Raw genomic sequence first — 24724 nt, 5'->3', positions numbered from 1 at the left:
ACTCTTTTTAGGAACCATGGAAGTTGTATGCAAGAGAAGATAGACCACGCCATCGAAGTGATCGGCAGCGTCCTTTACGGCAAGGAGCGGCAGATCAGACAGTCTTTGACCTGTTTGTTTGCGCACGGGCATCTGTTAATAGAAGACTTGCCGGGCATGGGCAAGACCACCTTGGCCCATGCGCTGGCTCAGGTCTTAGGACTCAATTACCAGCGTGTTCAGTTTACCAGCGACATGTTGCCGGCTGACCTGCTGGGGGTAACCATTTTCGATTCCGCCAGTAACGAATTCCACTTTCATCGCGGACCCGTGTTTACCCAGTTGCTGCTGGCGGATGAGATCAACCGCACCACACCTAAAACCCAAAGCGCCTTGTTAGAGGCAATGGAGGAGCGTCAGGTCTCCCTTGAGGGAAATACCTATCCGCTGCCAGATCCGTTTTTTGTAATCGCGACTCAAAATCCCCTAAGCCAATACGGCACCTTTCCGCTGCCCGAGTCCCAGCTGGACCGCTTCCTGATGCGCATTGAGTTGGGCTATCCCACTGCAGAGGCAGAGCGTGAGCTACTGAAAGGTGGCGACGTGCGTGATCGCATTGGCGATCTTCCTGTGTGTATCGACCAGCAAGCATTGCGGGAGATCTACCTGGCTTGTGAACAGGTGCAGGCATCCAACAGTTTGCTGGATTACCTGCAGCGTCTGGTGAGTTACAGCAGGGAGGCCAAAGGTTTTGCTTACGGCATTTCTCCCCGCGGCGCATTGGCCTTACTGCGCAGTGCGAAAACCTGGGCCTACATGCATGGCCGACAGTACGTGGTACCGGAGGACCTGCAGTCGCTGCTCAAACCCGTTTTTGGACACCGGCTGCGCGCCGCTGAGGATTATGCCGAGCATGGTGGCTTGGCGCTGGTACAACGTCTGCTCAGTGAAGTGGACGTCGTAGGCTGAGAGGATGTCTGTACTGTCGTTTACCCTGCGCACAATCCGCGAGCCGTTTCAGCGATGGGCTGAAAACCGCAGGCCCCGTGGCGCGTCAATTGAACTGAACCAAAAGCGTATTTTTATCTTCCCCAGTGCCGCAGGCGCCGCCTTTTTGATGGTGGCGCTTCTGCTGTTGCTCATCGGCACCAATTACGAAAATAACCTCGTTCATGCGGTCGCGTTTTTGCTACTCAGTCTTTTTGTGCTGTCCATCATCCATACATACGGCAATCTGTCCGGTATTCGGGTGACCGCCAAGGAAAGCCATTCCTGTTTCGCGGGCGAGCGCGCCGAATTTGAACTGCATCTGACCGCCAACGGAAAACGGGTACGGGAAAACGTTCAGCTCGCATGGAAAGGCGGGACGCCGCAAACGGTGAAAGCGATAGATGGCGATGGTTGCAGAGTGCGCTTATACCACCCGGCCCCCAAGCGGGGGCGGTTAAAACCCGAACCCCTGTTGATCGAGAGCACGTTTCCGCTGGGGCTGTTACGTGCCTGGAGCTGGCTGGAGATTGAATCCAGCGCCGTTATCTATCCCGCACCGTTGCAAGTGCAGATGTCCAAATCACAGGTACTGGAAGGTGGTGATGGTGCGCAGCAAGCGATGGATGGCGGCGAGGATTTCTCCGGCTTTACCCAATACCAGCCAGGGATGCCGCTACGCCATGTCGCCTGGAAGGCCTATGCGCGGGGGCGGGGATTGCACGCCAAAACCTATCATGCACAGGTTGACGACCGGATCTGGTTGGATTGGGAGGCGTTCTCCGGGCAACCCACTGAAATGCGCCTGTCCAGCTTGTGTTATTTGGTGAACCAGCTGGAAAAACACGGTGATCACTACGGATTGAGGTTGCCAGGCAACAGTTTTGAGCCCGACCGCGGTGAGCAGCACCGCAAACGTTTGCTGACTGCGTTGGCGCTCCATCCCGGAGACCGGGTATGAGTGCGCAGTATCGGTTAAGTCGGCCTGCGCTATTGTGGCAGTTTATCGCTATTGCCGTGGTGGTTGTGCCGCATTTGAGTCACCTGCCCATATGGTTGCTGTTGTTGATCCTGGCCACTGTTGGCTGGCGGCTCATGGTACATATGGGGCGCTGGTCGTTTCCACATTGGAGCATCCGAACACTGATCTCATTGGCGGCCTGTGGCGGTGTATTTCTCAGTTACGGTGGTATTGGTGGCGTTAATGGCATGGTCGCACTGCTTATTGCCGGGTTCAGCCTTAAATCGTTGGAAATCCATAAGCGGCGGGATGCGCTGCTGGTTGTCTATGTTGCATATATCGTTGCCACCAGTGCGTTACTGTTTGACCAGAGTGTTTGGATGGCAGCGTATGTATTGATTGCCGTGCAGTTAACCACAGCCGCGTTATTGGCAATCTACCAAACGCATAATGTGGATATAGGGCGTCCTTTTCGTACCAGTGCCGTCATGATGATGCAGGCGCTTCCGTTGATGCTGGTGCTCTTTATTATCATTCCACGCATGGGACCGATCTGGAATTTGAAGATGGAGGTGGGGGCAGCACGCACCGGGCTGTCGGACACAATGAGCCCGGGAGAGATTACCAATCTGACCCGCTCATCCGAAGTTGCATTCAGGGTGCGGTTTGAGGGGGAGCGGCCGCCGCAAAACGCACTCTACTGGCGGGCAATGACCTACCCGGACTTTGATGGCCGCAGCTGGTATCGGGATGAGGCGCGAGACCGGCAACGTGTGCCAACGGAATCGCTGGAGATTCAGCGGCCGGTACTGAAATATGAACTGATGCTGGAAGCCACCGGCAGTCGATATATCCCTACGCTGGACATGCCGCTCGCTACCCCTATTGGTGTGCGGCTTAACCCGGATATGACCCTCAGGCTGAATTATCCTCTGCAAAAGCGGGAAGAGTATTCACTGGAATCGGCGCTGCAGTATCGACTTACCGCACAAGGCGAAGCGCTGAACTATGTGCGGGAATTGAGTCTGCCAATAGGTAACCGTCGCACACGGGAACTGGCGCGACGCTGGTATACCGAAACAGGATCGGGCGAAGCCTTCATTGCCCGCTTGATGGCGTTCTACAACGGCAGGTTTACCTATACCCTCAAACCACCCAAGCTGGGTCGCGACAGTATCGATAAGTTTATGTTCGAAACGCAGCGTGGTTTCTGTGGGCATTTCTCCAGTTCGATGGTGTTTATGCTGCGCTCGGTGGGAATTCCTGCCCGTGTGGTTGCTGGCTATCAGGGCGGAGAATGGAACCCCTATGAAAACTATCTGGTGGTCAGGCAGTACGATGCCCATGCCTGGGTGGAAGCGTGGTTGCCGCAAAAAGGTTGGGTGCGGATTGACCCCACCGCTGCAGTTGCACCGGAACGAATCGAACGGCCGTCCGAAGAGCTGTTTTCCGAGGAGGAAGACTTCCTGCGCGATGCGCCGCTGGGTGGTCTGACGGTAGGTCGCAATAGCCTGCTGGCGGATCTATGGATGCAATGGGATGCGATCTCCTACGGCTGGCAGCAATGGGTGGTGAACTACCACTCCCATCAGACCGATGTACTGAAGCGTTTACTGGGTGAAATTACACCGCTGCGTTTAGCGCTGGCCCTGCTGATTCCGTTCAGCTTTGTGATGTGTCTGGTTGCACTGAAGCTGTTCTGGCGTCGTTGGAATCTAGTACGTGATCGGCACGATCAGGCGCTGGAGCGTTTGTCTCAGCGTTTGCACAATAAATCGGGCTTGGGGCGGCAGCCAGGGGAAACGGTCAAAAACTACAGCGATCGTGTGGCGGAGATCCGTCCAGATCTGGCGCTCCATATGCAGGAGATCGCATACTGTTATGAGCTGATGCGGTACGCCGGCGATGACACCGGCTCTGCGGCGAGACGTATGTTAGTCTTGGTACGCCAGTGCCAGGCCAAGGTGTAGCGCTGCCAATTTTCAACCTGTGAAATCGGTTAATCGATCAGTAGCTCAGTCACTCGTTTTTGCAGCATCGGGACCACTTCTTCCTCAAACCAGGGATTACGCCTGAGCCACAGTTGATTGCGGGGTGACGGATGGGGCAGGGGGATCAGACCCGGCGGGCATTCACGCCAGTTTCGTACCCGTTCGGTTAACGTCTTGTAGCTGTCGTTCAGATAGTAGCCCTGTGAATACTGCCCAATCAGCAACGTAAGCCGCAGCTCTGGCATCAGTTCCAACAGGCGTTGATGCCAAAGTGGCGCGCATTCAGGGCGAGGCGGCAGATCGCCCGATTTCCCTTTACCGGGATAACAGAAACCCATCGGCATAATCGCAATCTGGGATTCGTCGTAAAACTGCTCACGATCTAGATCCAGCCATTGGCGCAGACGGTCACCGCTGGGGTCATTCCACGGGATGCTGGTTTTGTGCACGCGGGTGCCCGGCGCCTGGCCGATAATCATCAGCCGAGCGGTACTGGACGCGCGAACAACCGGGTTAGGGCCTAGGGGTAGCTCGCTTTCGCAGTGGGTGCAGGCACGTATCTCATCTAAAAGATCCTTAAGTGGGATCTGGGGCATATCTGTACTTATCCGTCTAAGTGAGCGGCTGTCATTTACCATCAAGTTTACTATGATAGCGGCCATATCAAACCGGTTCACAGACAGTTGGATGAACGCCAAGACACCCGCTTACGAGATTGTGCGCAGCAAGCGCCGTAAAACCGCCGCGATCAAGGTGGAGCCGGGACAGGTGCGTGTGCTGGTACCGCATTGGGTGGATGACCGTTGGATAAAGAACTGGGTTAACGAAAAGCGGGCCTGGATCGAGCGCCAGCAACAAACTCTGGATAAGCATGCTGAGGCCTTTGAAATCTCCATCTATCCCGGCGCTATATTGCCTTACCTCGACCGGAAACTGATTCTGTCCTGGCAGTTTGGGTCACGGAACGGCGTGATACTGGAGGGGGATGTGCTGAGGGTTACCCTGTCACGCCGCGGACACCGTCCAGAAGTGGAACGGGTGACCGAGCTGGTGAAAGGCTGGTATCAGGCACAGGCTGAACAGTATCTGGCTGAGCGCTTGGCTCATTGGCAGCAGGTGACGGGGCTTACACCTTCGGGATTAACGGTGAAAAGTTTTCGGCGTCGTTGGGGCAGTTGTGACAGCCGGGGCCATATTTCGCTCAATTGGCGTTTGATTATGGCGCCCTCCGATCAGGTGGATTACGTGGTTGTTCACGAGCTGGCCCACCTGAAACATTTCGATCATAGCAGGCGCTTTTGGGCGCTCGTTGCTACTTTTGTCGTAGACTATATCCCCTTAAGACAAGGCCTCCAGTGCCGATACCCTCTGTTGTACTTCTAAAAGTATAATTGCAGCGCATGTCTGCTGTGCTAGATTTTCCAGTCACTTAGAAAAGTAACCTGCTGCGACGTTTTTGTTTGAAAACGGTGAGCTGCAGGGCTTCGACAATAATAAATACGGGCAAATTCTATGAGTCTTTACAGCAGTATTGAAAAGACCTTCTTCAACTCCCTCACGAAGAAAATAGTGGGTAACGTTGCGTTTCTATTGGGACCGAATCTGATCATCGCAGCGATCGGTTACTGGGTGTATCTGGACCTGAGTTCTGCCCAGTCAACAGAAGAGATCGCGCAAAGCGCATCGACCTTGTTTAACGCAAGCTGGATCTTGTTGCTTTACACCCTGCTAGTGGGAGTCTTTACCGTCCTCTTTATGCGTCATCTGTTCCTGCGCCCGATTGGTGGCATGACGGAGGTTCTTAGGGCGGTGAGAGAGCGTGACGGAGATATTTCGGCCACATTGCCGCAGTATACCCACGATGAAATCTCCAACATGGCCGAGAGCTATAACGATTTCTCCGACAGCCTGAAGAAGATGATTGCGTCTACGCGCCGACGCAGCGTGCAGGTGGCGCTGAGTGCGACGCAACTGCAAAAGGTGATCAACGAAGCACACACCTCGGCCGCACAGCAGGAATCACAAGCCCTCATGGTATTCCAGGCCAGCCAGGAAGCGACCAGTGCGATTGATGAGATTGCGGCCCACACTCTGGAGATCTCCGAGCGCAATGGCAAAAACCTGGAGGAGGTGCGCAGCTCCAGCAGTGAGATGAACCGCATCATGAACCAGATACAGGCAGTGGGTAAGCAGATCAGCGAATTCCAGAGCACAGTGCACCAGCTGTCGGCCAACTCCGAAAACATCATGCGTGTACTGGGCATGGTGAAAGACTTTTCCGACCAGACCAACTTGCTGGCCCTGAATGCCTCCATTGAGGCGGCACGTGCAGGTGAAGCTGGCCGCGGATTCTCGGTGGTGGCTGATGAGGTACGCTCCCTGTCACTGAAAGTGAGCAGCGCGACCTCCGAGATCGACAAAAACGTGAGTGAGATGACCACGCTGGTGGGCAATACCCGTGAAGGTGCCGACACGATCAAGGAATACATTACCGACACCGAAACCTTTATCGGTAACACCAATACTCAGTTCTCTAACATGGTGGTCGATTTTGAAGAGCTGAATGGACAGCTCAGCAGTATCAGTGCCGCGATCGACGAGCTGGCGTACACCAACCGCAATACGCACGAGTATGTGTCCGACATCACCAAGATCTCAGAAGAGATCAAGGATGAGATGGAAGTTTCCAAAGGGCATTCCGGTGATCTGGAGAAAGCCACCGAGGAGACACAGGAACTGTTGTCGCGCTTTATCATCGGCTACGGTGGTTTTGAGGAGATGATCCAGGCGGGTCGTGGCTGGGCGCAGGAAGCCCAGACCATGCTGGAAGACCTGGAGAAGCAGGGAACCAACGTGTTTGATACCCATTACCGCCGCACCAATGATGGTCAGCTTCCGGAGAAGTATGATACCTCCTATGTGGACCTGTATGAGTCGCGTATGCGTCCGTTGTTTGACCGCTTTATCACCGAGCGTCCGGAGTTTATTTACGCCATCGCAGTCGATCGTAACGGTTATGCGCCGGCGCATCATACCAAGGTATCTGAGCCGTTGACCGGTAACTTCGACGTGGACAACATGAAGAGCCGTAACCGCCGTATATACGCTGGCAGCCGTGCGGAGCAGCGCCGTGCCAATCATACCTCACCGTTCCTGTTGCAGACCTTTATCCGTGATACCGGCGAGGTGCTGAACGATCTGTCGATCCCACTCTACGTGAATGGCAAGCACTGGGGCTCGTTGATCATGGGCTTTGAACCGAGGCACCTGCTATCTGAATAACATCAAGCTAAGCAATAAAAAAGGGAAGGCCAGAGCCTTCCCTTTTTGGTGTCTGTAAAACAGCATTTATTTGGCTGTTTCGGCGTTCGTAATCCCTTCCTTAAGCAGGCGATAACACTCATCGCCGTTGATAAAACCCGGTAGTTCCAGTTCACGATCTTCTATCAGCTGAAGACGTACCGTGGTGTGTTTGCCTTTGGTTTTCTGTTCCAGCGCTTCGATATCACGAAACTGAATACGCTCTTCACTCTCTTCCATCGGTTTGTTCAGCAGCAAAGAGCGGGGCGACAGGGTGATGCTGGCGTCTTCAAATTCGCTACGCAGCTTATCCACGATGCGTTGATCGTTGCTGACCCAGAACAGGATTACCAGCAGTGGGGCCAGGGTATACCAGCGGGTGAGGTCCATCAGCATCAGGCCAACGGCGAGACCGATCAGGCCCAGTTGAATCTTCTGATTGCGCCCGTGACGTGCTTCAAAATAGTCGTTGTCCCAGGTGAAGTGTGGTTTTTCGATGGCCATGCTGTTGTCCCGTAGATCTCTGGCGTTTACTCAGTCGCGGCAAGCAGTGTGCAGGGAATGCGGAGTTAAGACAAGCGCTTGGGATTGAGACCATAGTCCCGTGTCAGCCGTTAAGCTTTGGTCTATTTATGCTATATCGTTAAATGCTTATATAATTTGGGCATATAAAAACAAGACAGGACGGATCTCTATGTTTACCTTTTGCTCTCGTGCACGTCGCACTCTGCTAGCAGTGGCTGCTACAGCGATGTTCTCCATACCGGCGCTGGCCGCGTCTCCAGCGGACAAATACCCTGAATCACAGCTCTACTCCAAGCCGGTCAAAGTGGCGGAAGGGGTATGGAGTGCTATCGGCGCAACCCAGTATTACAGCTACGAAAACGGTGGTCACAATAACAACCTGTCGTTTGTGATCGGTGAGAACGGTGTACTGGTGGTGAACGGCGGTTCTGCTTACCTGCTGGCGAAGGCTCTGCATGAAGAGATCAAAAAGATCACCGACAAGCCGGTGTTGTATGTGGTGGATGAAAACGGTCAGTCCCATGCGGTCTTGGGTAATAGCTACTGGAAAGAGCAGGGCGCCAAAATCATCGCCCATGAAGAAGCGTTGGAAGAGGTGGACGAGAAAGGACCGAACGGCCTTGAGAATATGCAGAGCATCCTCAAGGAGCAGGCAGAAGGCACTGAACTGGTCGAGATCGACGAAACCTTTGAAGAGGAGATGGAGCTGGATCTGGGCGGCATCTCCGTCAAAATGATCCGCTTTGGGCCAGCGCACTCACCGGGTGATATCTCTGTGTATGTACCGGAACGTAACGTGCTGATCGCCGGCGATATGGCGTTCCAGCAGCGTATGCTGCCGGTGTTCCCGGATACCGACACTGCCGCCTGGCTGGAAACCTGGCATGAGAGCTTTGCGCCGTTTGCCAAGGATAAGATCATAGTGCCGGGGCATGGTGAACCCACTGATTTTGCCACGGTGGATAAGTGGACCCGCGGTTACCTGGAATACGTACGTGGCAAGGTCGCTGAGCTGCTGGAAGAGGGCGGTACGTTGGAGGATGCCTACCAGATCGACCAGAGCCCCTATGCCCATCTTGATACCTACAAAGAGCTGGCAGCGAAAAACGCCGGTCGTATCTTTGAAGCGATGGAGTTTGAGTAACCGCCCTACTCGATTTTGAATAACTGTTGGGCAAACCGCGTTGCGGTTTGGCCAACCTACCTGCCTAATACACATCTCTCCGCATTCTTTGTGCATAAAAATTTATGCAAATTTTATTCATCTGAACCATCCTGCTTATGCGGGTTTGCACGCAGCTGCAGTCACGTGGCGCTTCCCTTAAGAGAATTTCTTTCAGCTTAGTTTCAGGTTTGGCGGCTAATTTGCTCCGTGCACGAACGTGCATTCAATTATTTCGCTCCGAAAATGAGTACAAAAACTCGATCCCTAGGGAGAAATCAGATGAATAAAAATACTAAGAACGTGATGAGCGGGATGGCCGTTGCATTTGCGGCGGCCGCTATTGCCGGTTGTTCAGCAACAGCTAGTACCAACGAAACTGCAGCAGCGGCTAATACGACCGACCTGGTTCATTGCGCCGGTGTGAACGTGTGTAAAGGCCATAACGACTGCGGTGGTGCAAACAACGCATGTGCCGGTCAGGGCTCCTGTAAGGGTTCTGGTTTTGTTGTAATGCCATCTAAGGCATGTGGTGACGTGGGCGGTAAGGTCCAGGACGACTGGCGTGGTGAAGTTGCGAAGGCTGATCTGGTGCAGTGTACTGGCGTGAACCTGTGTAAAGGCCACAACGACTGTGCCGGTGCCAATAACTCTTGTGCCGGTCAGGCATCTTGTAAAGGTACCGGTTTCGTACTGATGAGTGCGAAGGCGTGTGGCGATATCGGCGGCAAATCTTAAGGATGCGTCGATGACCTGAATCTTCAGGTTGATGCGGATATCCGATGGATTCACCCCTGTTAGGTATCCGCATCTATTTAAGGCAGTTTTCTGTGCCTGCTGAGCAGGGAACGCTATCTTTAAGCGGTGAAGTCTGAATGATCTATAGGGTGGGATCATTCAGATGGTCACCGATGATGTGAGCAAAAGGTTTCTTCATATGTCGCAACATTTTCTCGGCTTCGGATTGGGGCTGCGCACAGATCATTTCCACGATGTGCTGGAACAGAAACCAGATCTTGACTGGTTTGAAGTGATCTCCGAGAACTTCATGGTTGATGGCGGCAAGCCTAAGTATTACCTCCACAGTATTCGCGAGCATTACCCGATGGTGATGCACGGGGTGTCTATGTCCCTGGGATCAACCGATCCGCTGGACATGGATTACCTGAAACGTCTGAAGCAACTGCATGACGAGTTGCAGCCCGAGTGGTTTTCGGATCACCTGTGCTGGACCGGGCTCAACGGCGTCAACGCCCATGACCTGCTGCCGATGCCTTACACCGAAGAGGCGATCAACCACTGCGTTGAACGTATCCAGCGGGTGCAGGATTATATGGGGCGTCGGATGCTGATTGAAAACGTTTCCAGTTACATCAGCTACGCCGAATCACAGATCACCGAGTGGGAGTTTCTGCGTGAGGTGAGCGACCGGGCGGACTGCCATATCCTGTTTGATGTGAACAACATCTACGTCAGCGCCCGTAACCACGACTTCGATCCGATGGAATACATCAAGGGCACTAACCCGGATCGTGTACGCCAGTTCCACCTGGCCGGACATACCGACTACGGGGATTACGTGATCGACACCCATGACCACGATGTACCCGATCCAGTCTGGCAGCTGTATAAACAAGCGCTGCTGCACTTCGGCCCAGTGAGTACCATGATCGAGCGTGACGACAATATCCCATCCCTGGCGGACCTCATGGCTGAGTTGGATATTGCCCGCCGTATTGCCGCAGATACGCTGTCAGCAGCGGAGCTGACGCCACGGTATAAGGAGGCGGTATGACCCTGAGAGAGCGCCAACAGCAGTTGCTGGCCTATATGATGGGGCAGGAGTCCGAGATCGCCGAGCATATCCGCGATCACGGCAAGATCTCTGTGGAGCATCGCCTGCATATTTACCGCAACGCCTATCAGGTACGTTTCTGGGAAGTGATCGATACGGACCACCCGGTGCTGGGCACCTACCTGGGGGATGACCTGTTCAACAACATGGTGCGTGACTATATCCACGCCTACCCATCTCACTTTCGCTCGTTGCGGCAGTTTGCCGATCAGTTGCCGAAGTTTCTGACCGAAGATAAAACCCTCAGCGCGTATCCGCATATCGCCGAGCTGGCCCGTTTTGAACGTGAGCTGCTAAATGCCTTTGATGCGGCTGATACGGAACGGGCAGAACGGCAGGATCTGGTTGAGCTGCCACCGGAAAAATGGCCGGGGCTTAAGCTGGTGTTTCATCCAAGCTTGATTGTATTTACCACCAACTACAATGTGGTCGACATCTGGCAGCACATCAAAGCTGAACGCACGCCTCCTGACCCAGTGGAGCAGGTAGAGACCTGGCTGATCTGGCGTAACCGAGAGCGGCTGACCGAGTTCTCCAGTATGGATAACTTCGAGTTCACCATGTTCAACGCCTTCCGCGATGGCAATAATCTTGAGCAGGTGGCGGAGTTACTGTTGGAGATCAGTCACAGCGATCCATCCCAGCATATGGTCGAGACGTTATTCGCCTGGCTGGACCGGGGCTGGATCACCCGCTTGGATATCGGTCTGCACGCGATCAAATAGCGCCTTCATCACGCAGGTGATCTCCCGTCACCTGCGGCTCCTGCTTTCCCTGTACCCGCCTGAAAATCTGGCTTCTACGACCTTTGGCCAGTCATTCGCTTGTTCCTGTTAGGAACTTCTGTTTTTCCAAATCTACATTGATCAATCAGTGTATTTGGACTTGTTTGGCTTTGCAGCGAAGTGCCCGTTTTGTGCGGGATTGTAACGGTTTGTGTAGGGCTGGAATGAGTTGTAAGGAGTTGTTTTATTGGTTGAATGTTCAATTTTATTTTGCGATGTTCGTTGGCCATGAAAAAGGCTTGTAAGACCAAAGCATAATAAGAAGCGGGACCTGGAATGAGTCTTTACAGAGCGATAGAGCGCACTTTCTTTAACACCCTCACGAAAAAAATCATCGGTAACGTCGCCTTTTTGCTGACCCCCAACCTGGTGGTGATCGGTATTGGTTACTGGCTGTATAACAACCTGCTCTCCCTGCGCGATGCACTGGGTAGTGAGCACGCCCTCAGTGGCCAGGTTATGGCGACAGCGGATAGCTTGTTTCAGGCGTCTGGCTGGATTCTGGCATTTTCCGTACTAGCAGCCGGCTTCACCATCGTCTTTATGCGTCACCTGTTTCTGACACCAATCCGCAACATGACTGATGTATTGAGGGCGGTGAAAGACAAGGACGGTGATATATCCGCCACCCTGCCGGACGAGACCTTTGACGAGATCTCGGCAATGGCCGAGAGCTACAACGGCTTCTCGACCAGCCTCAAGCAGATGATTGCCGACACCCGCCAGCGCAGTGTGCGCGTATCGCTCAGTGCCAACCAGCTGCAGAAGGTGGTGCAGGCCTCGACCCAATCTGCCACCGCGCAGGAATCCACGGCGCAGATGGTGTTTCAGGCCAGTCATGAAGCAACCCAGGCGATCGATGAGATCGCTGAAACCACTCAGACCATCTCCGCCAGCAACAACAGCAATCTGGATGAGATCCGCAGTTCCAGTGAAGAATTGAAGCTAGTGCAGGATAAAGTGCGGGCCATTGATGCCCAGGTTCACGATTTCCAGGCGGTGGTGCAGCAGCTCTCCAGTAACTCAGAGAACATCATTAAAGTCCTGTCACTGGTACAGGACTTCTCCGACCAGACCCACCTGGTGGCGCTAAACGCCTCCATCGAAGCCGCGCGGGCCGGTGAAGCAGGGCGGGGCTTTGCCGTGGTGGCTGATGAGGTGCGCTCCCTGTCGCAGAAGGTCAACGGCGCGACTCAGGAGATCGATGCCAACGTGAACGAGATGGTCTCGCTGGTGGATACCACCCGTAAAGGGGCGGCGAGTATTCTGGATTACGTGTCGGATACCGATCAGTTTATCCGCCAGACCAACGATAAGTTCACCGGTATGGTGGGTGACTTTGAAAGCCTTAATGGCCAGCTCACCGATATCAGCGCAGCGATCGAGGAGCTGTCGAGCACCAACAAGAATACCCACTCCCACGTCTCGGAAATTGCTGATCTCTCCGACAAAATTAAGTCGGAGATGGAGCAGTCCACCGAGTTTGCCATGGAGCTGGAATCGGCCACCGAAGAGATGCAGGAGCTGCTGTCACGCTTTACCATCGGCTACGGCGGTTTTGAAGGCATAATCCGTACAGCACAGGGGTGGGCAAAAGAGGTGGAAGCCGAAATTCAACGTATGCACGATCAGGGTATGAACCTGTTCGATCAGAACTACGTGCGCACCAACGACGGTCAGCTGCCGGAGAAGTTTGATACCAGCTATACCGATGCCTACGACAGTCGCATTCGCCCGCTCTATGACCGATTTATCGAAGAGAAGCCGGACTTCCTGATTGCTTCAGCCTTCGACGTGAACGGCTATTGCCCGGCGCATAACACCAAGGTGTCGCATCCGATGACCGGTGATTTTGCCGTGGACAACGTGCGCAGCCGAAACCGTCGAATCTACAACGCCAACCGGGCGGAGATGCGCCGTGCCGCCCAGACCTCACCGTTCCTTTTGCAGACCTTTATCCGCGATACCGGCGAGATACTCAACTCTGTATCGGTGCCGATGTATGTGGGCGGTCGTCACTGGGGCAACTTCTGTGTCGCCTTCCAACCAGACCACCTGATGAGTGTGAGCTAAGTAAGACCTGCAGGGCCGCATCGTCGTCATCGAAGGTGACGATGCGGCCTGTATGTTTATACCAACTCTGTTTTGATCTCGATCTCGCCTTCCAGCGTCCGGTGGACCGGACAACGATCGGCAATCTCCAGTAAACGTGTACGTTGTTCGTCGGTCAGATCACCGGTCAGAGTGATACGTCGCTCAAAGCGATCGATCTTACCGCCGTTCTGGTCACAGCTTTCACAGTCCTGTGCGTGTACCTTGTTGTGGCTCACATCCACCTGCACGTGCTCCAGTGGCAATTGTTTCTGGCGGGCATACATACGGACCGTCATGGAGGTACATGCGCCCAATCCTGCGGCAACCAGCTGATAAGGGGTAGGACCAAGATAGCTGCCACCGTAACTGGCCGGTTCATCGGCAATCAGGTGATGGCCTGCCGCGCTGATATCCTGGGTAAAACTGTTGGCATCCGCCTCGCTCACACGGGTGATGCCCTCAGGTGCATCCATCAGTTTTGGCAGCAGTGTTACGTCGATATAACGCTGTACCCAGGCGGAGATCATCTCGGCGGCGTACTCTGCATCCTCCGCGCGGCTTAGCAGGTGGTCGGCTGAGTCCAGGGTAATAAAACTTTTTGGGTGTTTCGCCATCTGGAACAGCTTGGCTGCATTCTCAAGCTCTACCGTTTCATCCAGCGGCGCGTGCATCACCAACAGTGCCTTCTTCAGGCTAGAAACCGCATCGGTCAGTGTGGTACCGCAGATATCCTCGATAAACTGTTCCTTGATGGTAAACGGCCGTCCCGCCAGCAGTACTTCCGCTTCACCTTCGATAAAGATCTCATCGATATGGTCGGAGATGTTATGCAATACATGCTCCGGTTCAGCCGGGGCGCCAATCGTTACCACGGCCTTGGCTTCCGGTACCGAGCCCGCAGCCGCCAGAATTGCGGCACCTCCGAGCGAGTGGCCGATCAGCAATTGTGGCGCTTCATACTGGTCCCGCAGGAACTCCACCGCCTGCAACAGATCCTGGATATTGGAGCTGAAACCGGTATTGGCAAACTCGCCACCGGAGTGCCCCAAACCAGTAAAATCAAAGCGCAGCACCGCTATACCCAGCGATGCCAATCGTTGGGCAATACGCCGTGCCGCCGGAATATCCTTGGAGCAGGTAAAACAGTGCGCAAACAGGGCGTAAGCGGCGGGTTTACCTACTGGCAGATCAAGTCGCGCCGCCAGTGTAGAACCGTCAAAGCCGGTGAATTCGAGACGTTCGGTTTTCATGCTGATCCCTCCGGTAACCTTAGGATCAAGTATCGGATATGTCGGCAGGGGATGCCATCCAGCTAGGAGAAGTGGTGTCAAGTTTCTTGATTACGATTGTTTATCCTCGGGTGTTTTAAATGGGAGTAAAGCGAGCAGTCTTTATACACCAATGTTATGCAAAAGGAATGGTGTACTACTGCTCTTAATTTTCATCCCACTTTATGTACTTTAAAGCCACCCTCAATCCAATCGATCAATAGATCCACGTAGTCTTGCCCTGCATCTTCCGCAGAAAAGTGCGATGCATTTTTAAACACAACCAGCTTGCTGTTAGGAATTTTCCTGATTAAAAAATCCGCATTTTCAACTAATACAAACGGGTCATGTTGGCCCCATGTGATCAAGGTGGGGATTTTAATGTCTTTTAGTCTCTGCTCAATCCAAGGCAGTTCTTTCGAATAGGTGCCGAAGAAACTAATCGCACATTTGTGGGCTTGATCGTTATAGGCAATGTCATAGTATTCCTTTGTCGCACGGTTACTGGGAATGTAGTGGTGGTAACCCTCGTCGACTGCGGTCAGGAAGTTTGTCTTCATCACCTGCTTTTTCATTACTCCTTTCGCTAACCGGCGAACAAAAGGATATTTAACCACTGCCATCAAAATTGGGGAGAGCTTTGGCGGGAAGCTACCTGGCCCATCAAAGATATTTAGACTCAAGAAGCGTTGGGAATGGTTAATCGCGGCGGTCAGGGTAATTGGGACGCCAACGTCAGGTCCGACCAGGTGAGCTTGTTTGATATTGAAGTGATCCATTACCTGAATAATCGCTTCGCTCAGGTTACTCGGAGACATATCTGCTTCTTCTGCTTTTGATAAGCCAAATCCGGGGATATCGAAGGCAAGTACGTCAAACTTGTCGCAGAAGGCTTCGATGGATGACTCCCACATACGAATGCTCTGGGGCAGGCCATTCAGCAGGAGTAAGGTCGGTGCATGTGGCTTTTCCTTACGAACGAAGCGAATTTCATATTTACCTACCGTAACAAATTTCGGTGCAAGCGGGTCCTCAGCGATCTCAGGCTTGTCATACGCATATTGAGTAAGTGCCTTATTCAAAAGGGATTGGGTCATATCTAGGGCCTAACCTGTGTCGTCTACGAACGATTTTTAAAATTGGTTACTTATGTATACTAGGTTAGTATATTGGGTGTTAGGCTACAATAAGGCAGTATTTTGTGACTAAGTTACCTTTTGATAACCAGCTAGGAGTACGTAATGGGTTCACACAAAGGCAATGAAAGACGCGTCTTTCTGAATAACGAGGAATGCCCCGTCCGAAATGTGGTGGCTCAGATCGGTGATAAGTGGTCCATTCTGATTCTGTTTGCGCTGGTTGACGGCCCGGATCGCTTTAACTCCCTCAAATCTCGTATTGAAGGGATTTCTCAACGTATGCTGACACAAACCCTTCGTGATTTAGAACGGGATGGTTTTGTGCTGCGTACTGTCTATCCCGAGGTTCCCGTGAAAGTAGAGTACGAGTTAACCGAGCTAGGGAAAGGCTTGTGTGCTCCCGTGTGGAACTTAGTCTCTTGGGCAGATAATCATCTTTCCGATATCCGCACAGCACGACAGCAATATGATGAAAAAAGCGAAAGGTAGGACTTATCTGGCTGCTAATCACTAACTTATTTGGGGTGCCCGTGTTTACGTGAAGCAATAGGGTATGGATTGAGCCACAAGTGAAAACAATGGGTTAAGGAATAATGCCTGTAAAAATTGCTTTTGTTTTAGCTATCGCAATGCTGATGTCCGCGTGTTCATCAAACCCGCATGTTGTTCATCACCCCTCATCCTTCACTGATGAGGGTTCTATCGATCTTTACATCGTGAGCCACGGTTGGCATACCGGGTTTGTGATCCCTGCTGACGAGATACAGGCCCGATTACCTGAACTGAAAGACCGGTTTCCTAATACGCCTTACATTGAGTTTGGTTGGGGAGACAAAGGGTTCTATCAAGCTGAAGAGATCACCAGTGGCCTGACTTTTCGTGCCATTTTTTGGCCAACGCCTTCGGTGATACATGCTGTCGCCGTGCCCGACGATGTGGAATCCTATTTTGGCAATAGCGAGGTAGAGAAGTTGTGCCTGACTAACCACGAGCTTGCTTCTCTGATCGACTTTGTTGAAGGTAGTTTTCATAAGGATGAGAACGGCAACATCATCCCTCTAAAAAACGGAATATACGGCAATAGCCAGTTTTACCAAGGTATGGGCGATTATTATTTGATGAATACGTGCAACACATGGACCGCTAAGGGGCTGAAGAGCATAGGCATGGACATCACGCCCATGTTCAAGTTAACTGCCAGCAGCGTAATGACGTATCTGCAGAATCGAGACCGGTCTCCATCTGGCACGTCGAACCCAATTGCTTGTGTGCTTCGAGGCTAGATGTCAGCGTATTGCAACGCATGCCGTCCAAATCTAATCGTGTGAAGAAGTGAATATTTCTATGAACAAAGTTGCCATTGTCACTGGTGGTAGCCGGGGTATCGGTGCGGCTACATCAAAGTTGCTGGCCTCTCAAGGTTACGCAGTATGTATCAACTATCTTGCCCGCTCTGAAGATGCAGAGAAACTGGCGGCCGAGATCACTGCCGATGGGGGCAAGGTGATGACTTATGCCGCCGATGTATCCGAAGAAGCGGACGTGATCGGACTGTTTGATGCGGCAGAGAAAATGCTGGGGCCTGTGACCCATCTGGTCAACAATGCCGGTATCCTGTTTACCCAGTCATCGCTGGTGGATCTGTCCGTTGAGCGCTTCAACAAGGTGATGCTCACCAACGTCACCAGTTGCTTCCTGTGCAGTCGGGAGGCGGTAAAGCGGATGACACAGGGCGGGGCGATTGTGAACGTATCGTCCGTTGCTTCTCGTACAGGGTCACCGAACGAATACGTCGACTATGCAGCCTCAAAAGGTGCGATGGATACCCTCACCACAGGTTTGTCGCTGGAAGTGGCCGATAAGAACATCCGCGTGAACTGTGTGCGTCCGGGGTTTATCCATACCGAGATGCATGCTGATGGTGGTGAGCCGGGGCGTGTAGAGCGCTTAAGCCCGCTGATCCCAATGAAACGTGGTGGCGAGCCCGAAGAGGTGGCTAATGCCATTGCCTGGTTGCTGTCTGATGAAGCGTCCTATGTTACGGGCTCTTTTATCGATTTAGCTGGCGGTAAATAAACAGTCTCGCCGGATCTGCTGTTGGCGTCTATTGTTACTCTTACATTCAGTGCGAGGAGACCGTGATGCCACAGTACATGATCACCTACGTGGGGGGCGATCAGCCGTCCACCCCGGAGGAGGGCAAAGCTCATTTTGCCAACTATATGGAATGGTTGTCGTCGTTGGGAGATGCAGCGGTCAGTCCGGCGAATCCGCTTAAGGATACGCGGGTGGTACATCCCGATGGCGCAGTGACCGAGGGCGGTCAAACAGGGATTTCGGGTTACACTATTGTGGAAACCGACTCGATGGAGTCCGCGCTGGCGATGGCCAAGCGTTGCCCGTTTCTGGAGATCAATGGTGTGCTGGAAGTGTCCGAAGTAATGCATATGCCGGGTTCCAGTTAGCATTTCCGCGATATTACCCCTGGAATATCTCCAACAGGTCCGGTTTCCGGTGTACGCCCAGTTTCTGGTATGCCCGTTTGCGGTAGGTGATGATGCTGGATTCAGCCAGATTAAGCTTGCGGGCGATGGTTTTGGTGGTGTGTCCAGCAACGATCAGTTCACAAATCTGCGCCTCCCGTTCTGATAAGCCTGCTGCCAGCAGGTGTTTCTGCACGCCACGCCCCTGCCGCTCTTCACGAAAATGACGCAAGAGCAGGGCGCTGATCAGGGCGCTGCATTGCTCCAGGCCTTCTATCTCTTCTGTCGCAAATTCCCGTTCGGCCGAGCGGTAGAAGTTAATGTAAAACAGGCGGCCACTCTCCTCATCGTTGGCGGCGATGGCAAACTTCTCTTTGATATCGGGCACGTTAAAGAAGCGACGTCGGTACACCGGTGGCAGGGTTTTGCTGAGCAGTAACTCACAGGCCGGTTGTGCCGGGTGCTCAGTAATCTCATTTGCCAGGCGTTCCAGTAGTGGGTCATTCAGGTAGTTGCCTTCCAGATACAGGGATGCGAGCTGCAGGCCCAATTCCGGCCGGTGGACGTTATGTGCCAGACGGCAGCGCGGGCTTTCCCACTTATCGCAAAACTCAAACACCATGTATTGATCGATGCGGGCAATCTTGCCGATCAGTGCAAAGAAGCGTGGATAAAAACGCTCATAACCGATCGCTTCTATGCAGGCCGCGAGTGGGATGCTCAGCGTCGAGAGTAACGGGTTATGTGAACTGACGTCGGACATTTGAAGCGCGCCCTATGAGGTAAGTGATCTCTAGTATCCCTCAGTCTAGCTGAGATTTTGTACCTCTTTTAGGGGGACAAGGCGCGTTGCACTAAGACGTACTCTGATTAGAACAATAACAAACGGGTTCGGATTTACGGCCCGATCAGAGGAGTCCTGCTATGCATTTCCCCGACAGTTCACCCAGAGCGTCGTTGTATTACAACTATCAGATCTTTCCCTTCCGTCGTCCGCCTGAACTGAACGGCGAGAGTGTACAGCACAAGGTGGTGATCGTAGGTGCTGGCCCGGTGGGGTTGGTAACTGCGCTGGACCTGGCGCGATACGGCATCCCGTCCGTGTTGGTGGAAGCTGATGTACAGGTCTCTCAGGGCAGCCGTGCCATTGTGTTTACTCGCCGATCCATGGAGATCCTGCAGCAGGTGGGCGTCGCGGATCGCATGATGGAAAAGGCGCTGCCGTGGCGTTGTGGTAATTCCATCTACCGTGGTGAACGGGTGTTCCGGATGGAAGCACCCTACGACGAAGATGACCGTTACCAGCCGATGAACAATCTGCAGCAGCAATACCTGGAGGAGTATCTGGTGGATCAGGCAGAAGCTGAGCCGCTGGTTGATCTGCGTTGGGGTACCAAGGTGACGGCGATAACGAACAGAGCTGACGGTGTTGCGCTGACTGTGGATACACCAGAAGGTGAATACCAGTTGCACAGCGATTGGCTGGTGGCCTCTGATGGTGCCCGCTCTGCGGTGCGCGGCATGATGGGGTTACGTATGGAAGGCGATTCCTACACCGGTAGCTTTGTTATCGCAGACATTAAAATCGATATCGATCTGCCCACCGAACGTCTGGCCTTCTTTGATCCAGATTGGAACCCGGGTAACACCATCCTGATGCATAAGGAGCCAGAAGGGATCTGGCGTCTGGATTACCAGCTACCGGTCGGAGAAACACCCGAGGAGGCATTACAGCCGGAATCTCTGCACAAACGGATTCAGGCGCAGCTCGATATGATCGGCGTGACCGCCGAGTGGGAGATGGATTGGTGTTCGGTGTATTCGGCAAGGGCGATGACCTTACCTGATTACGTGAACGATCGCGTGTTGTTTACGGGAGATGCCGCCCATATGCTGCCTATCTTTGGTGTTCGTGGTGCTAATACCGGTTGGCAGGACTGCCACAATATGGCGTGGAAGCTCGCTTTTAAGATCAAGGGCTGGGCGCCGGACCATCTGTTGCCGAGTTATTCGCAGGAACGTGTGGTGGCGGCGTGGGAGATCATAGATGAGGCCAGCAAAAGCACTCGCTTTATGACGCCACCGGATCGCGGTTTTCGTTTATTGCGTGATGCGACGCTTTCATTGTCGCTGACGCAGCCGTTTGTACGACCGCTCTTTCATTGGCGTACTTCACGCGCCCATGACTACGTGGAGAGTGTGCTCAACTGCAATCGGGACGACAATGCGCGCTGTACGGCAGGTCCTGCAAACGGCTCGCCATTGCAGAACATCAAGCTGGGGGAGAACGATTACCTGTTTGATCATCTGGGTGCATCGATCTACCTGTTCTATTTCAGCGATCAGGCTGAATTGCCACAGTCGCTGTTACTGCTAAAAGAAGCGGTAGCACGATCCGGTGTACCGTTCGAGATCGTTCAGATCTGTCGTCAGGCTTTGCAGGTAACCGGCCATATGCTAATTCAGGATGCAGACGGCCACATGCATGAGCGATACGGTGCAGAAGAGGGCACGACCTATCTGATCCGTCCCGACCAACACGTTGCCGCCCGCTGGAAACAGCAGGATAACGGTGATGTGCTGACTGCCCTGAAACAACTGATCAGCCTGGCCTGAGGAGAGCGAACATGTCTACATCTACACTGAACATCAATGAACTGGAGCAGGTCTACGACCATCTGGCAAAAGGGATCACTGCCGCGGGCAATGAGAAGGAAGCGTTGTTTCTCACCAAGCTGGCGCTGTTGCTGGCCAATCAGGTGGGTAACGGCGATCAGGTGGTGGCGTCTATTGATGAGGCTCTGAAGAACCTCTGACGCTCCGTTCCTGCCCTACAGTCGTATAAATAGGGGATACGAAAAGCGTGGGAACCAGACAGTGATGCTCTGACTTTGCAGTGGACAAAAAGCGTAGGTTGGCCATCGCGGAGTGATGCCCAACAAGTTGACTTAAAACTACCCCTTAACTGTTGGGCTTCGCGTAGCGAAGGCCAACCTACAATCGAGTCGTTCTAACAGTTCCACATTATCTGACGATTAACCATAAAAAAGGCCACTTCATCTGAAGTGGCCTTTTTCGTTCCGCCAGGAACGAGGGCTACTAACTATTCGGTATTGGTATTACTTACGGATACCTTCAACGTGCAGGTCCATGTATACAGTCTCAGACAGTGGACCCAGGTTGTAGTTGATGCCGAAGTCTTTCAGTTTCAGCTCAGTCGTACCTTCGAAACCAGCGCGGTAGCCACCCCATGGGTCTTTACCTTCGCCAACTTTGGAAACGTCGATGGTGATGGACTTGGTCACACCGTGCAGTGTCAGGTCACCGGTCAGCTCAGCGGTACCGTTACCGTTGGACTTGAAGCCTGTGGATGCGAAAGACGCTTTTGGATACTCCTTCACGTTCAGGAAGTCTTCACCGCGCAGGTGCTTGTCACGCTCAGCGTGGTTGGAGTCGATAGACTTGGTATCGATCTCTACGTTAACAACAGACGCATCCGGGTTTGCGGAGTCGTAAGAGAAATCACCTTTGAAGTCGTTGAAACGACCCAGCAGCCAGCTTGTACCCAGGTGGTTGACACGGAAGTTGATGGACGCGTGCGCGCCTTTGGTGTCAATTACGTAGTCAGCTGCCTGAACGGAAGCGGTGGTTGCCAGCAGGCCTGCCAGCGCCAGGCCAGAGATCAGAGTCTTTTTCATGGGGTTTCCTGCTTAATTCCAAATATACGCGTAAGGGTGGCGTCTTTGTTTATGAAATGGTGTTTCAGTGCCGCCAATGCATGAAGCCCTGCCAGCACAATTAATACGGTTGTGGAGTACCAGTGAGTCGCACCGGCAATGTCTTCCTGGTTTTCGATGCCCGTTGCATACGCAGGCACACTAAACCAGCCAAATACGTCGATCGGGCGACCATCAGCGGTTGAGATCATGTAACCCGATACCAGCGATACGACCATCAATATATATAGCAGCAGATGCACCACTTTGGTGGCCAGGGCCAGCGGTTTTGGCTGCGGCAGCTCTTCAGGCGCACGGTTGCTAGTACGCCATACCAGACGCAGTGCCAGTGCAAACATCACCAGCATGCCAATGCTTTTGTGGATATGGGGAATGGTGCGGTATTCGGGATCGTAATAGCTCAGGCTTTCGATATAGAGGCCAAGGGGATACAGGCCAATAATCGACAGCGCCATCAGCCAGTGGATTGCGATAAATCCCCAGCCGTAGTTGTGCTTGTCGTTAAGGATGCGGTTGTTCAGAGCCATCCAGGATTCAAACCTCAGTTGGTTTACTTCGCTCTATGACAAATTCGATCGAATGAGGTGCCGCTCAAACTTTCGAACGCACTGTTGCGAAATTATAGCTAAATAATAGCGATTATCACTTGCGTCATATTGATATGACTTTGTTCTATAAGGCTTTCTTACTCAGACATATCAATTGGATTGTGAAACTGACTTTAATAACTCATGATTAATGAGTCTAATGCATAGGTTGTATTTTTATTATGCGTGAAGTGAATCTTCGCTCTGTCGATTTGAATCTGCTGGTGGTTTTACAGGCGCTACTGCAGGAGCGGCACGTCTCCCGTGCAGCGGAAAAGCTGGCAATGAGCCAGCCAGCGGTAAGTCGTGCACTGCAGCGGTTGCGGGATATGTTTGATGACCACCTGCTGGTCAGGACGCGTGACGGGTACGATCTGAGTCAGCGGGCAGAGGAGATGTTGCCTCGGTTGAACGGACTGTTGCAGGAAGCCGGTAGCCTGATCCAACCGCAGGCTTTTGATCCGTCGCGTGCTACGGGCACCTTACGTATGACCGGATTGGATCTGGAGGTGGCACTTTATATTCCTAAGCTGACCAAAGTACTGCATGCCGAAGCGCCTAATCTGCAAATTGAGCTTGTGCCGCAAACGGCTGATCACTTTGGCATGCTGGACCAGGGTGACGTGCATTTCAGCCTGACCGGTTTGGCGCCGGATTTTGCCGTTGACCAGTTTCATCGTACGGTGATCGACCGGATGAACTCGGTCTGCGTGATGGATAAGAACAATCCGTTGGCCCATGGGATGACGCTGGAAAACTATGTGAAGTGTCGGCATGGAATGGTCTCGATCACCGGTAAAGGACCAGGCTGGATGGACGGTGTGTTGAAGTCCCTGGGGCATAGCCGACGTCTTTCACTGCGACTCTCCAGCTTTATGTCCGTTGCGGAGTTCTGTGAAGGTACCGATCTTGTCTTCGCGTTACCGGAGCGTCTGGCAGAGCATATCTGCAACGGTCGGGATTTGGTGATGCGGCCAATGCCTGAAGAGATTCCAGTATCCGACATTCGTTTTTACCTCTATTGGCATGAACGCCATCACCACGATCCGATGTGTGTGTGGGTAAGGGGCAAGATCTCTGAGTTGTTTCAGGGGGCGGTTTAACACGATTGTGCGTGCAGAATCCTTAGCAGTGGGCTGCTACGAAGCCGTTGTTGTAGCAGCGGTCTCCGACCGCGACGGATCTAAGCGATGAGCCATGTCGCCCTCAGAGCGGGCTGCTACGTAGCTTGTACTGTAGGGCAGCCTTTAGGCTGCCGGCAGGCTAATCACCTGCGATGACGACGAGCCTGCCCTACAAACATGGCGTTTTGGGAATCTAATAAACACTCGGTCCACTTGGCCTGGCCACCTCCGGCAAATCATCCTTAAAGCTACGTGCCAGCTCATCCGACACTTTCATCAGCAGCGCCGTATCAGATCCCACCGCAACAAACTTCGCTCCCAGTTCGATATAACGGCGCGCCAGCTTACGATCAGCGATCAGGATGCCTGCCGCCTTGCCCGCCGCAACAATCCGCTGGATCGCATCTTCAATGGTCGCCTGCACCTCAGGATGTGCCGGGTTTCCAATATGCCCCATAGACGCAGACAGATCGGATGGGCCGATAAACACCCCATCCACACCTTCGGTGTTGATGATCTCATCCAGGTTTTCCACTCCTTTTGGCGTTTCCACCTGCACTAGTACACAGATCTCATCGTTGGCGGTCTGTAGGTACTCCGGCGTGCGGTTAAAGGCAGAGGCTCGTGCCAGCGCGCTGCCAATACCGCGGATTCCCTGCGGCGGGTAGCGGGTAGCTGCGACAACCTGTACGGCCTGTTCACCGGTTTCTACCATCGGCGCCAGAATTGTCTGTACGCCTAAGTCCA

At 53.1% G+C, this 24724-nt stretch carries 25 protein-coding genes; 17 read left to right on the top strand and 8 right to left on the bottom strand.

Going from position 1 to position 24724, the window contains the following annotated elements; all coding sequences use genetic code 11:
- Window positions 1–27: 27 nt before the first annotated feature.
- From ACEQ15_RS02530 to ACEQ15_RS02520, 3 genes are read left to right on the top strand one after another with little or no spacing between them, the layout of a single operon-like run.
- On the top strand, window positions 28–948 hold the full coding sequence (locus ACEQ15_RS02530) for an AAA family ATPase (RefSeq protein WP_370277455.1): 921 nt from the start codon (window positions 28–30) through the stop codon (window positions 946–948).
- 4 nt (window positions 949–952) lie between these two features.
- Complete coding sequence (locus tag ACEQ15_RS02525; RefSeq protein ID WP_370277454.1) at window positions 953–1927, top strand: DUF58 domain-containing protein; 975 nt, start codon at window positions 953–955, stop codon at window positions 1925–1927.
- A complete protein-coding gene (locus ACEQ15_RS02520) occupies window positions 1924–3897 on the top strand; it encodes a transglutaminaseTgpA domain-containing protein (protein WP_370277453.1) in 1974 nt (657 codons plus the stop codon). The genes ACEQ15_RS02525 and ACEQ15_RS02520 overlap by 4 nt, the downstream gene beginning before the upstream one ends.
- A 29-nt stretch (window positions 3898–3926) precedes the next feature.
- On the opposite strand, the gene ACEQ15_RS02515 is transcribed toward ACEQ15_RS02520, so the two are convergent.
- The gene (locus ACEQ15_RS02515) at window positions 3927–4514 is read right to left on the bottom strand and encodes a uracil-DNA glycosylase family protein (protein ID WP_370277452.1); all 588 of its coding nucleotides are present in this window, start codon (window positions 4512–4514) and stop codon (window positions 3927–3929) included.
- Between the two features lie 91 nt (window positions 4515–4605).
- On the opposite strand from ACEQ15_RS02515, the gene ACEQ15_RS02510 reads away from it, so the two are divergent.
- Both ACEQ15_RS02510 and ACEQ15_RS02505 read left to right on the top strand, forming a co-directional pair.
- Window positions 4606–5301 (top strand): M48 family metallopeptidase, encoded by a 696-nt coding sequence (locus tag ACEQ15_RS02510; RefSeq protein WP_370277451.1) that lies wholly within the window; start codon window positions 4606–4608, stop codon window positions 5299–5301.
- Window positions 5302–5430: 129 nt separating this feature from the next.
- A complete protein-coding gene (locus tag ACEQ15_RS02505; RefSeq protein ID WP_370277450.1) occupies window positions 5431–7200 on the top strand; it encodes a methyl-accepting chemotaxis protein in 1770 nt (589 codons plus the stop codon).
- A 66-nt stretch (window positions 7201–7266) separates the two neighbouring features.
- Here ACEQ15_RS02505 and ACEQ15_RS02500 read toward each other — a convergent pair whose 3' ends face one another.
- A complete protein-coding gene (locus ACEQ15_RS02500; RefSeq protein WP_370277449.1) occupies window positions 7267–7722 on the bottom strand; it encodes a hypothetical protein in 456 nt (151 codons plus the stop codon).
- Between the two features lie 190 nt (window positions 7723–7912).
- Between ACEQ15_RS02500 and ACEQ15_RS02495 the strand changes: the two genes are divergently transcribed.
- From ACEQ15_RS02495 to ACEQ15_RS02475, 5 genes are all read left to right on the top strand, one after another.
- Complete coding sequence (locus ACEQ15_RS02495; RefSeq protein WP_370277448.1) at window positions 7913–8887, top strand: MBL fold metallo-hydrolase; 975 nt, start codon at window positions 7913–7915, stop codon at window positions 8885–8887.
- Window positions 8888–9187: 300 nt separating this feature from the next.
- Window positions 9188–9643 (top strand): hypothetical protein, encoded by a 456-nt coding sequence (locus ACEQ15_RS02490; RefSeq protein ID WP_370277447.1) that lies wholly within the window; start codon window positions 9188–9190, stop codon window positions 9641–9643.
- 199 nt (window positions 9644–9842) lie between these two features.
- Entirely contained in the window at window positions 9843–10700 is an 858-nt protein-coding gene (locus ACEQ15_RS02485; RefSeq protein WP_370277446.1) for a DUF692 domain-containing protein, read from the top strand.
- Window positions 10697–11485, top strand: coding sequence for a putative DNA-binding domain-containing protein (locus ACEQ15_RS02480; RefSeq protein WP_370277444.1), 789 nt, complete (start codon window positions 10697–10699; stop codon window positions 11483–11485). The genes ACEQ15_RS02485 and ACEQ15_RS02480 overlap by 4 nt, the downstream gene beginning before the upstream one ends.
- A 336-nt stretch (window positions 11486–11821) precedes the next feature.
- On the top strand, window positions 11822–13618 hold the full coding sequence (locus ACEQ15_RS02475) for a methyl-accepting chemotaxis protein (RefSeq protein WP_370277443.1): 1797 nt from the start codon (window positions 11822–11824) through the stop codon (window positions 13616–13618).
- A gap of 56 nt (window positions 13619–13674) precedes the next feature.
- Here the strand turns inward: ACEQ15_RS02475 and ACEQ15_RS02470 are convergent, their stop codons facing one another.
- Together ACEQ15_RS02470 and ACEQ15_RS02465 are read right to left on the bottom strand one after the other, a co-directional pair.
- Window positions 13675–14889, bottom strand: a complete 1215-nt coding sequence (locus ACEQ15_RS02470) for an alpha/beta fold hydrolase (protein WP_370277442.1) — start codon at window positions 14887–14889, stop codon at window positions 13675–13677.
- A 191-nt stretch (window positions 14890–15080) separates the two neighbouring features.
- Window positions 15081–16004, bottom strand: a complete 924-nt coding sequence (locus ACEQ15_RS02465) for an alpha/beta fold hydrolase (RefSeq protein ID WP_370277441.1) — start codon at window positions 16002–16004, stop codon at window positions 15081–15083.
- Between the two features lie 144 nt (window positions 16005–16148).
- On the opposite strand from ACEQ15_RS02465, the gene ACEQ15_RS02460 reads away from it, so the two are divergent.
- From ACEQ15_RS02460 to ACEQ15_RS02445, 4 genes are all read left to right on the top strand, one after another.
- Window positions 16149–16535, top strand: a complete 387-nt coding sequence (locus ACEQ15_RS02460; RefSeq protein ID WP_370277440.1) for a winged helix-turn-helix transcriptional regulator — start codon at window positions 16149–16151, stop codon at window positions 16533–16535.
- Between the two features lie 104 nt (window positions 16536–16639).
- Entirely contained in the window at window positions 16640–17329 is a 690-nt protein-coding gene (locus tag ACEQ15_RS02455) for a TIGR02117 family protein (RefSeq protein ID WP_370277439.1), read from the top strand.
- A gap of 61 nt (window positions 17330–17390) precedes the next feature.
- Window positions 17391–18122, top strand: a complete 732-nt coding sequence (locus tag ACEQ15_RS02450; RefSeq protein WP_370277438.1) for a glucose 1-dehydrogenase — start codon at window positions 17391–17393, stop codon at window positions 18120–18122.
- A gap of 65 nt (window positions 18123–18187) precedes the next feature.
- Complete coding sequence (locus tag ACEQ15_RS02445) at window positions 18188–18511, top strand: YciI family protein (RefSeq protein WP_370277437.1); 324 nt, start codon at window positions 18188–18190, stop codon at window positions 18509–18511.
- A gap of 13 nt (window positions 18512–18524) precedes the next feature.
- Here ACEQ15_RS02445 and ACEQ15_RS02440 read toward each other — a convergent pair whose 3' ends face one another.
- Window positions 18525–19292 carry a helix-turn-helix transcriptional regulator gene (locus ACEQ15_RS02440; protein WP_370277436.1) on the bottom strand — a complete coding sequence of 256 codons (768 nt, stop codon included), beginning with the start codon at window positions 19290–19292 and terminating at the stop codon, window positions 18525–18527.
- Between the two features lie 161 nt (window positions 19293–19453).
- Between ACEQ15_RS02440 and ACEQ15_RS02435 the strand changes: the two genes are divergently transcribed.
- Window positions 19454–21145, top strand: a complete 1692-nt coding sequence (locus ACEQ15_RS02435) for an FAD-dependent monooxygenase (protein ID WP_370277435.1) — start codon at window positions 19454–19456, stop codon at window positions 21143–21145.
- Window positions 21146–21156: 11 nt separating this feature from the next.
- Entirely contained in the window at window positions 21157–21345 is a 189-nt protein-coding gene (locus ACEQ15_RS02430; protein ID WP_370277434.1) for a hypothetical protein, read from the top strand.
- A 303-nt stretch (window positions 21346–21648) separates the two neighbouring features.
- On the opposite strand, the gene ACEQ15_RS02425 is transcribed toward ACEQ15_RS02430, so the two are convergent.
- Window positions 21649–22227, bottom strand: a complete 579-nt coding sequence (locus ACEQ15_RS02425) for a YceI family protein (protein ID WP_370277433.1) — start codon at window positions 22225–22227, stop codon at window positions 21649–21651.
- Window positions 22224–22793, bottom strand: coding sequence for a cytochrome b (locus ACEQ15_RS02420; protein WP_370277432.1), 570 nt, complete (start codon window positions 22791–22793; stop codon window positions 22224–22226). The genes ACEQ15_RS02425 and ACEQ15_RS02420 overlap by 4 nt, the downstream gene beginning before the upstream one ends.
- A 242-nt stretch (window positions 22794–23035) precedes the next feature.
- Between ACEQ15_RS02420 and ACEQ15_RS02415 the strand changes: the two genes are divergently transcribed.
- Window positions 23036–23956 (top strand): LysR family transcriptional regulator, encoded by a 921-nt coding sequence (locus ACEQ15_RS02415; protein ID WP_370277431.1) that lies wholly within the window; start codon window positions 23036–23038, stop codon window positions 23954–23956.
- 214 nt (window positions 23957–24170) lie between these two features.
- Here the strand turns inward: ACEQ15_RS02415 and ACEQ15_RS02410 are convergent.
- Window positions 24171–24724: aldolase/citrate lyase family protein (locus ACEQ15_RS02410; protein ID WP_370277430.1), on the bottom strand; the 554-nt coding region annotated here is incomplete at its 5' end.

The organism is Pontibacterium sp., from assembly GCF_964228735.1.
Classification (GTDB): domain Bacteria; phylum Pseudomonadota; class Gammaproteobacteria; order Pseudomonadales; family Balneatricaceae; genus Pontibacterium.
This window is presented reverse-complemented; position numbering and strand designations above follow the sequence as displayed.

Coding starts and splice junctions, on each gene's coding strand:
- ACEQ15_RS02530 (WP_370277455.1), top strand. CDS start 28: ATGCAAGAGAAGATAGACCACGCCATCGAAGTGATCGGCAGCGTCCTT.
- ACEQ15_RS02525 (WP_370277454.1), top strand. CDS start 953: ATGTCTGTACTGTCGTTTACCCTGCGCACAATCCGCGAGCCGTTTCAG.
- ACEQ15_RS02520 (WP_370277453.1), top strand. CDS start 1,924: ATGAGTGCGCAGTATCGGTTAAGTCGGCCTGCGCTATTGTGGCAGTTT.
- ACEQ15_RS02515 (WP_370277452.1), bottom strand. CDS start 4,514: ATGCCCCAGATCCCACTTAAGGATCTTTTAGATGAGATACGTGCCTGC.
- ACEQ15_RS02510 (WP_370277451.1), top strand. CDS start 4,606: ATGAACGCCAAGACACCCGCTTACGAGATTGTGCGCAGCAAGCGCCGT.
- ACEQ15_RS02505 (WP_370277450.1), top strand. CDS start 5,431: ATGAGTCTTTACAGCAGTATTGAAAAGACCTTCTTCAACTCCCTCACG.
- ACEQ15_RS02500 (WP_370277449.1), bottom strand. CDS start 7,722: ATGGCCATCGAAAAACCACACTTCACCTGGGACAACGACTATTTTGAA.
- ACEQ15_RS02495 (WP_370277448.1), top strand. CDS start 7,913: ATGTTTACCTTTTGCTCTCGTGCACGTCGCACTCTGCTAGCAGTGGCT.
- ACEQ15_RS02490 (WP_370277447.1), top strand. CDS start 9,188: ATGAATAAAAATACTAAGAACGTGATGAGCGGGATGGCCGTTGCATTT.
- ACEQ15_RS02485 (WP_370277446.1), top strand. CDS start 9,843: ATGTCGCAACATTTTCTCGGCTTCGGATTGGGGCTGCGCACAGATCAT.
- ACEQ15_RS02480 (WP_370277444.1), top strand. CDS start 10,697: ATGACCCTGAGAGAGCGCCAACAGCAGTTGCTGGCCTATATGATGGGG.
- ACEQ15_RS02475 (WP_370277443.1), top strand. CDS start 11,822: ATGAGTCTTTACAGAGCGATAGAGCGCACTTTCTTTAACACCCTCACG.
- ACEQ15_RS02470 (WP_370277442.1), bottom strand. CDS start 14,889: ATGAAAACCGAACGTCTCGAATTCACCGGCTTTGACGGTTCTACACTG.
- ACEQ15_RS02465 (WP_370277441.1), bottom strand. CDS start 16,004: ATGACCCAATCCCTTTTGAATAAGGCACTTACTCAATATGCGTATGAC.
- ACEQ15_RS02460 (WP_370277440.1), top strand. CDS start 16,149: ATGGGTTCACACAAAGGCAATGAAAGACGCGTCTTTCTGAATAACGAG.
- ACEQ15_RS02455 (WP_370277439.1), top strand. CDS start 16,640: ATGCCTGTAAAAATTGCTTTTGTTTTAGCTATCGCAATGCTGATGTCC.
- ACEQ15_RS02450 (WP_370277438.1), top strand. CDS start 17,391: ATGAACAAAGTTGCCATTGTCACTGGTGGTAGCCGGGGTATCGGTGCG.
- ACEQ15_RS02445 (WP_370277437.1), top strand. CDS start 18,188: ATGCCACAGTACATGATCACCTACGTGGGGGGCGATCAGCCGTCCACC.
- ACEQ15_RS02440 (WP_370277436.1), bottom strand. CDS start 19,292: ATGTCCGACGTCAGTTCACATAACCCGTTACTCTCGACGCTGAGCATC.
- ACEQ15_RS02435 (WP_370277435.1), top strand. CDS start 19,454: ATGCATTTCCCCGACAGTTCACCCAGAGCGTCGTTGTATTACAACTAT.
- ACEQ15_RS02430 (WP_370277434.1), top strand. CDS start 21,157: ATGTCTACATCTACACTGAACATCAATGAACTGGAGCAGGTCTACGAC.
- ACEQ15_RS02425 (WP_370277433.1), bottom strand. CDS start 22,227: ATGAAAAAGACTCTGATCTCTGGCCTGGCGCTGGCAGGCCTGCTGGCA.
- ACEQ15_RS02420 (WP_370277432.1), bottom strand. CDS start 22,793: ATGGCTCTGAACAACCGCATCCTTAACGACAAGCACAACTACGGCTGG.
- ACEQ15_RS02415 (WP_370277431.1), top strand. CDS start 23,036: ATGCGTGAAGTGAATCTTCGCTCTGTCGATTTGAATCTGCTGGTGGTT.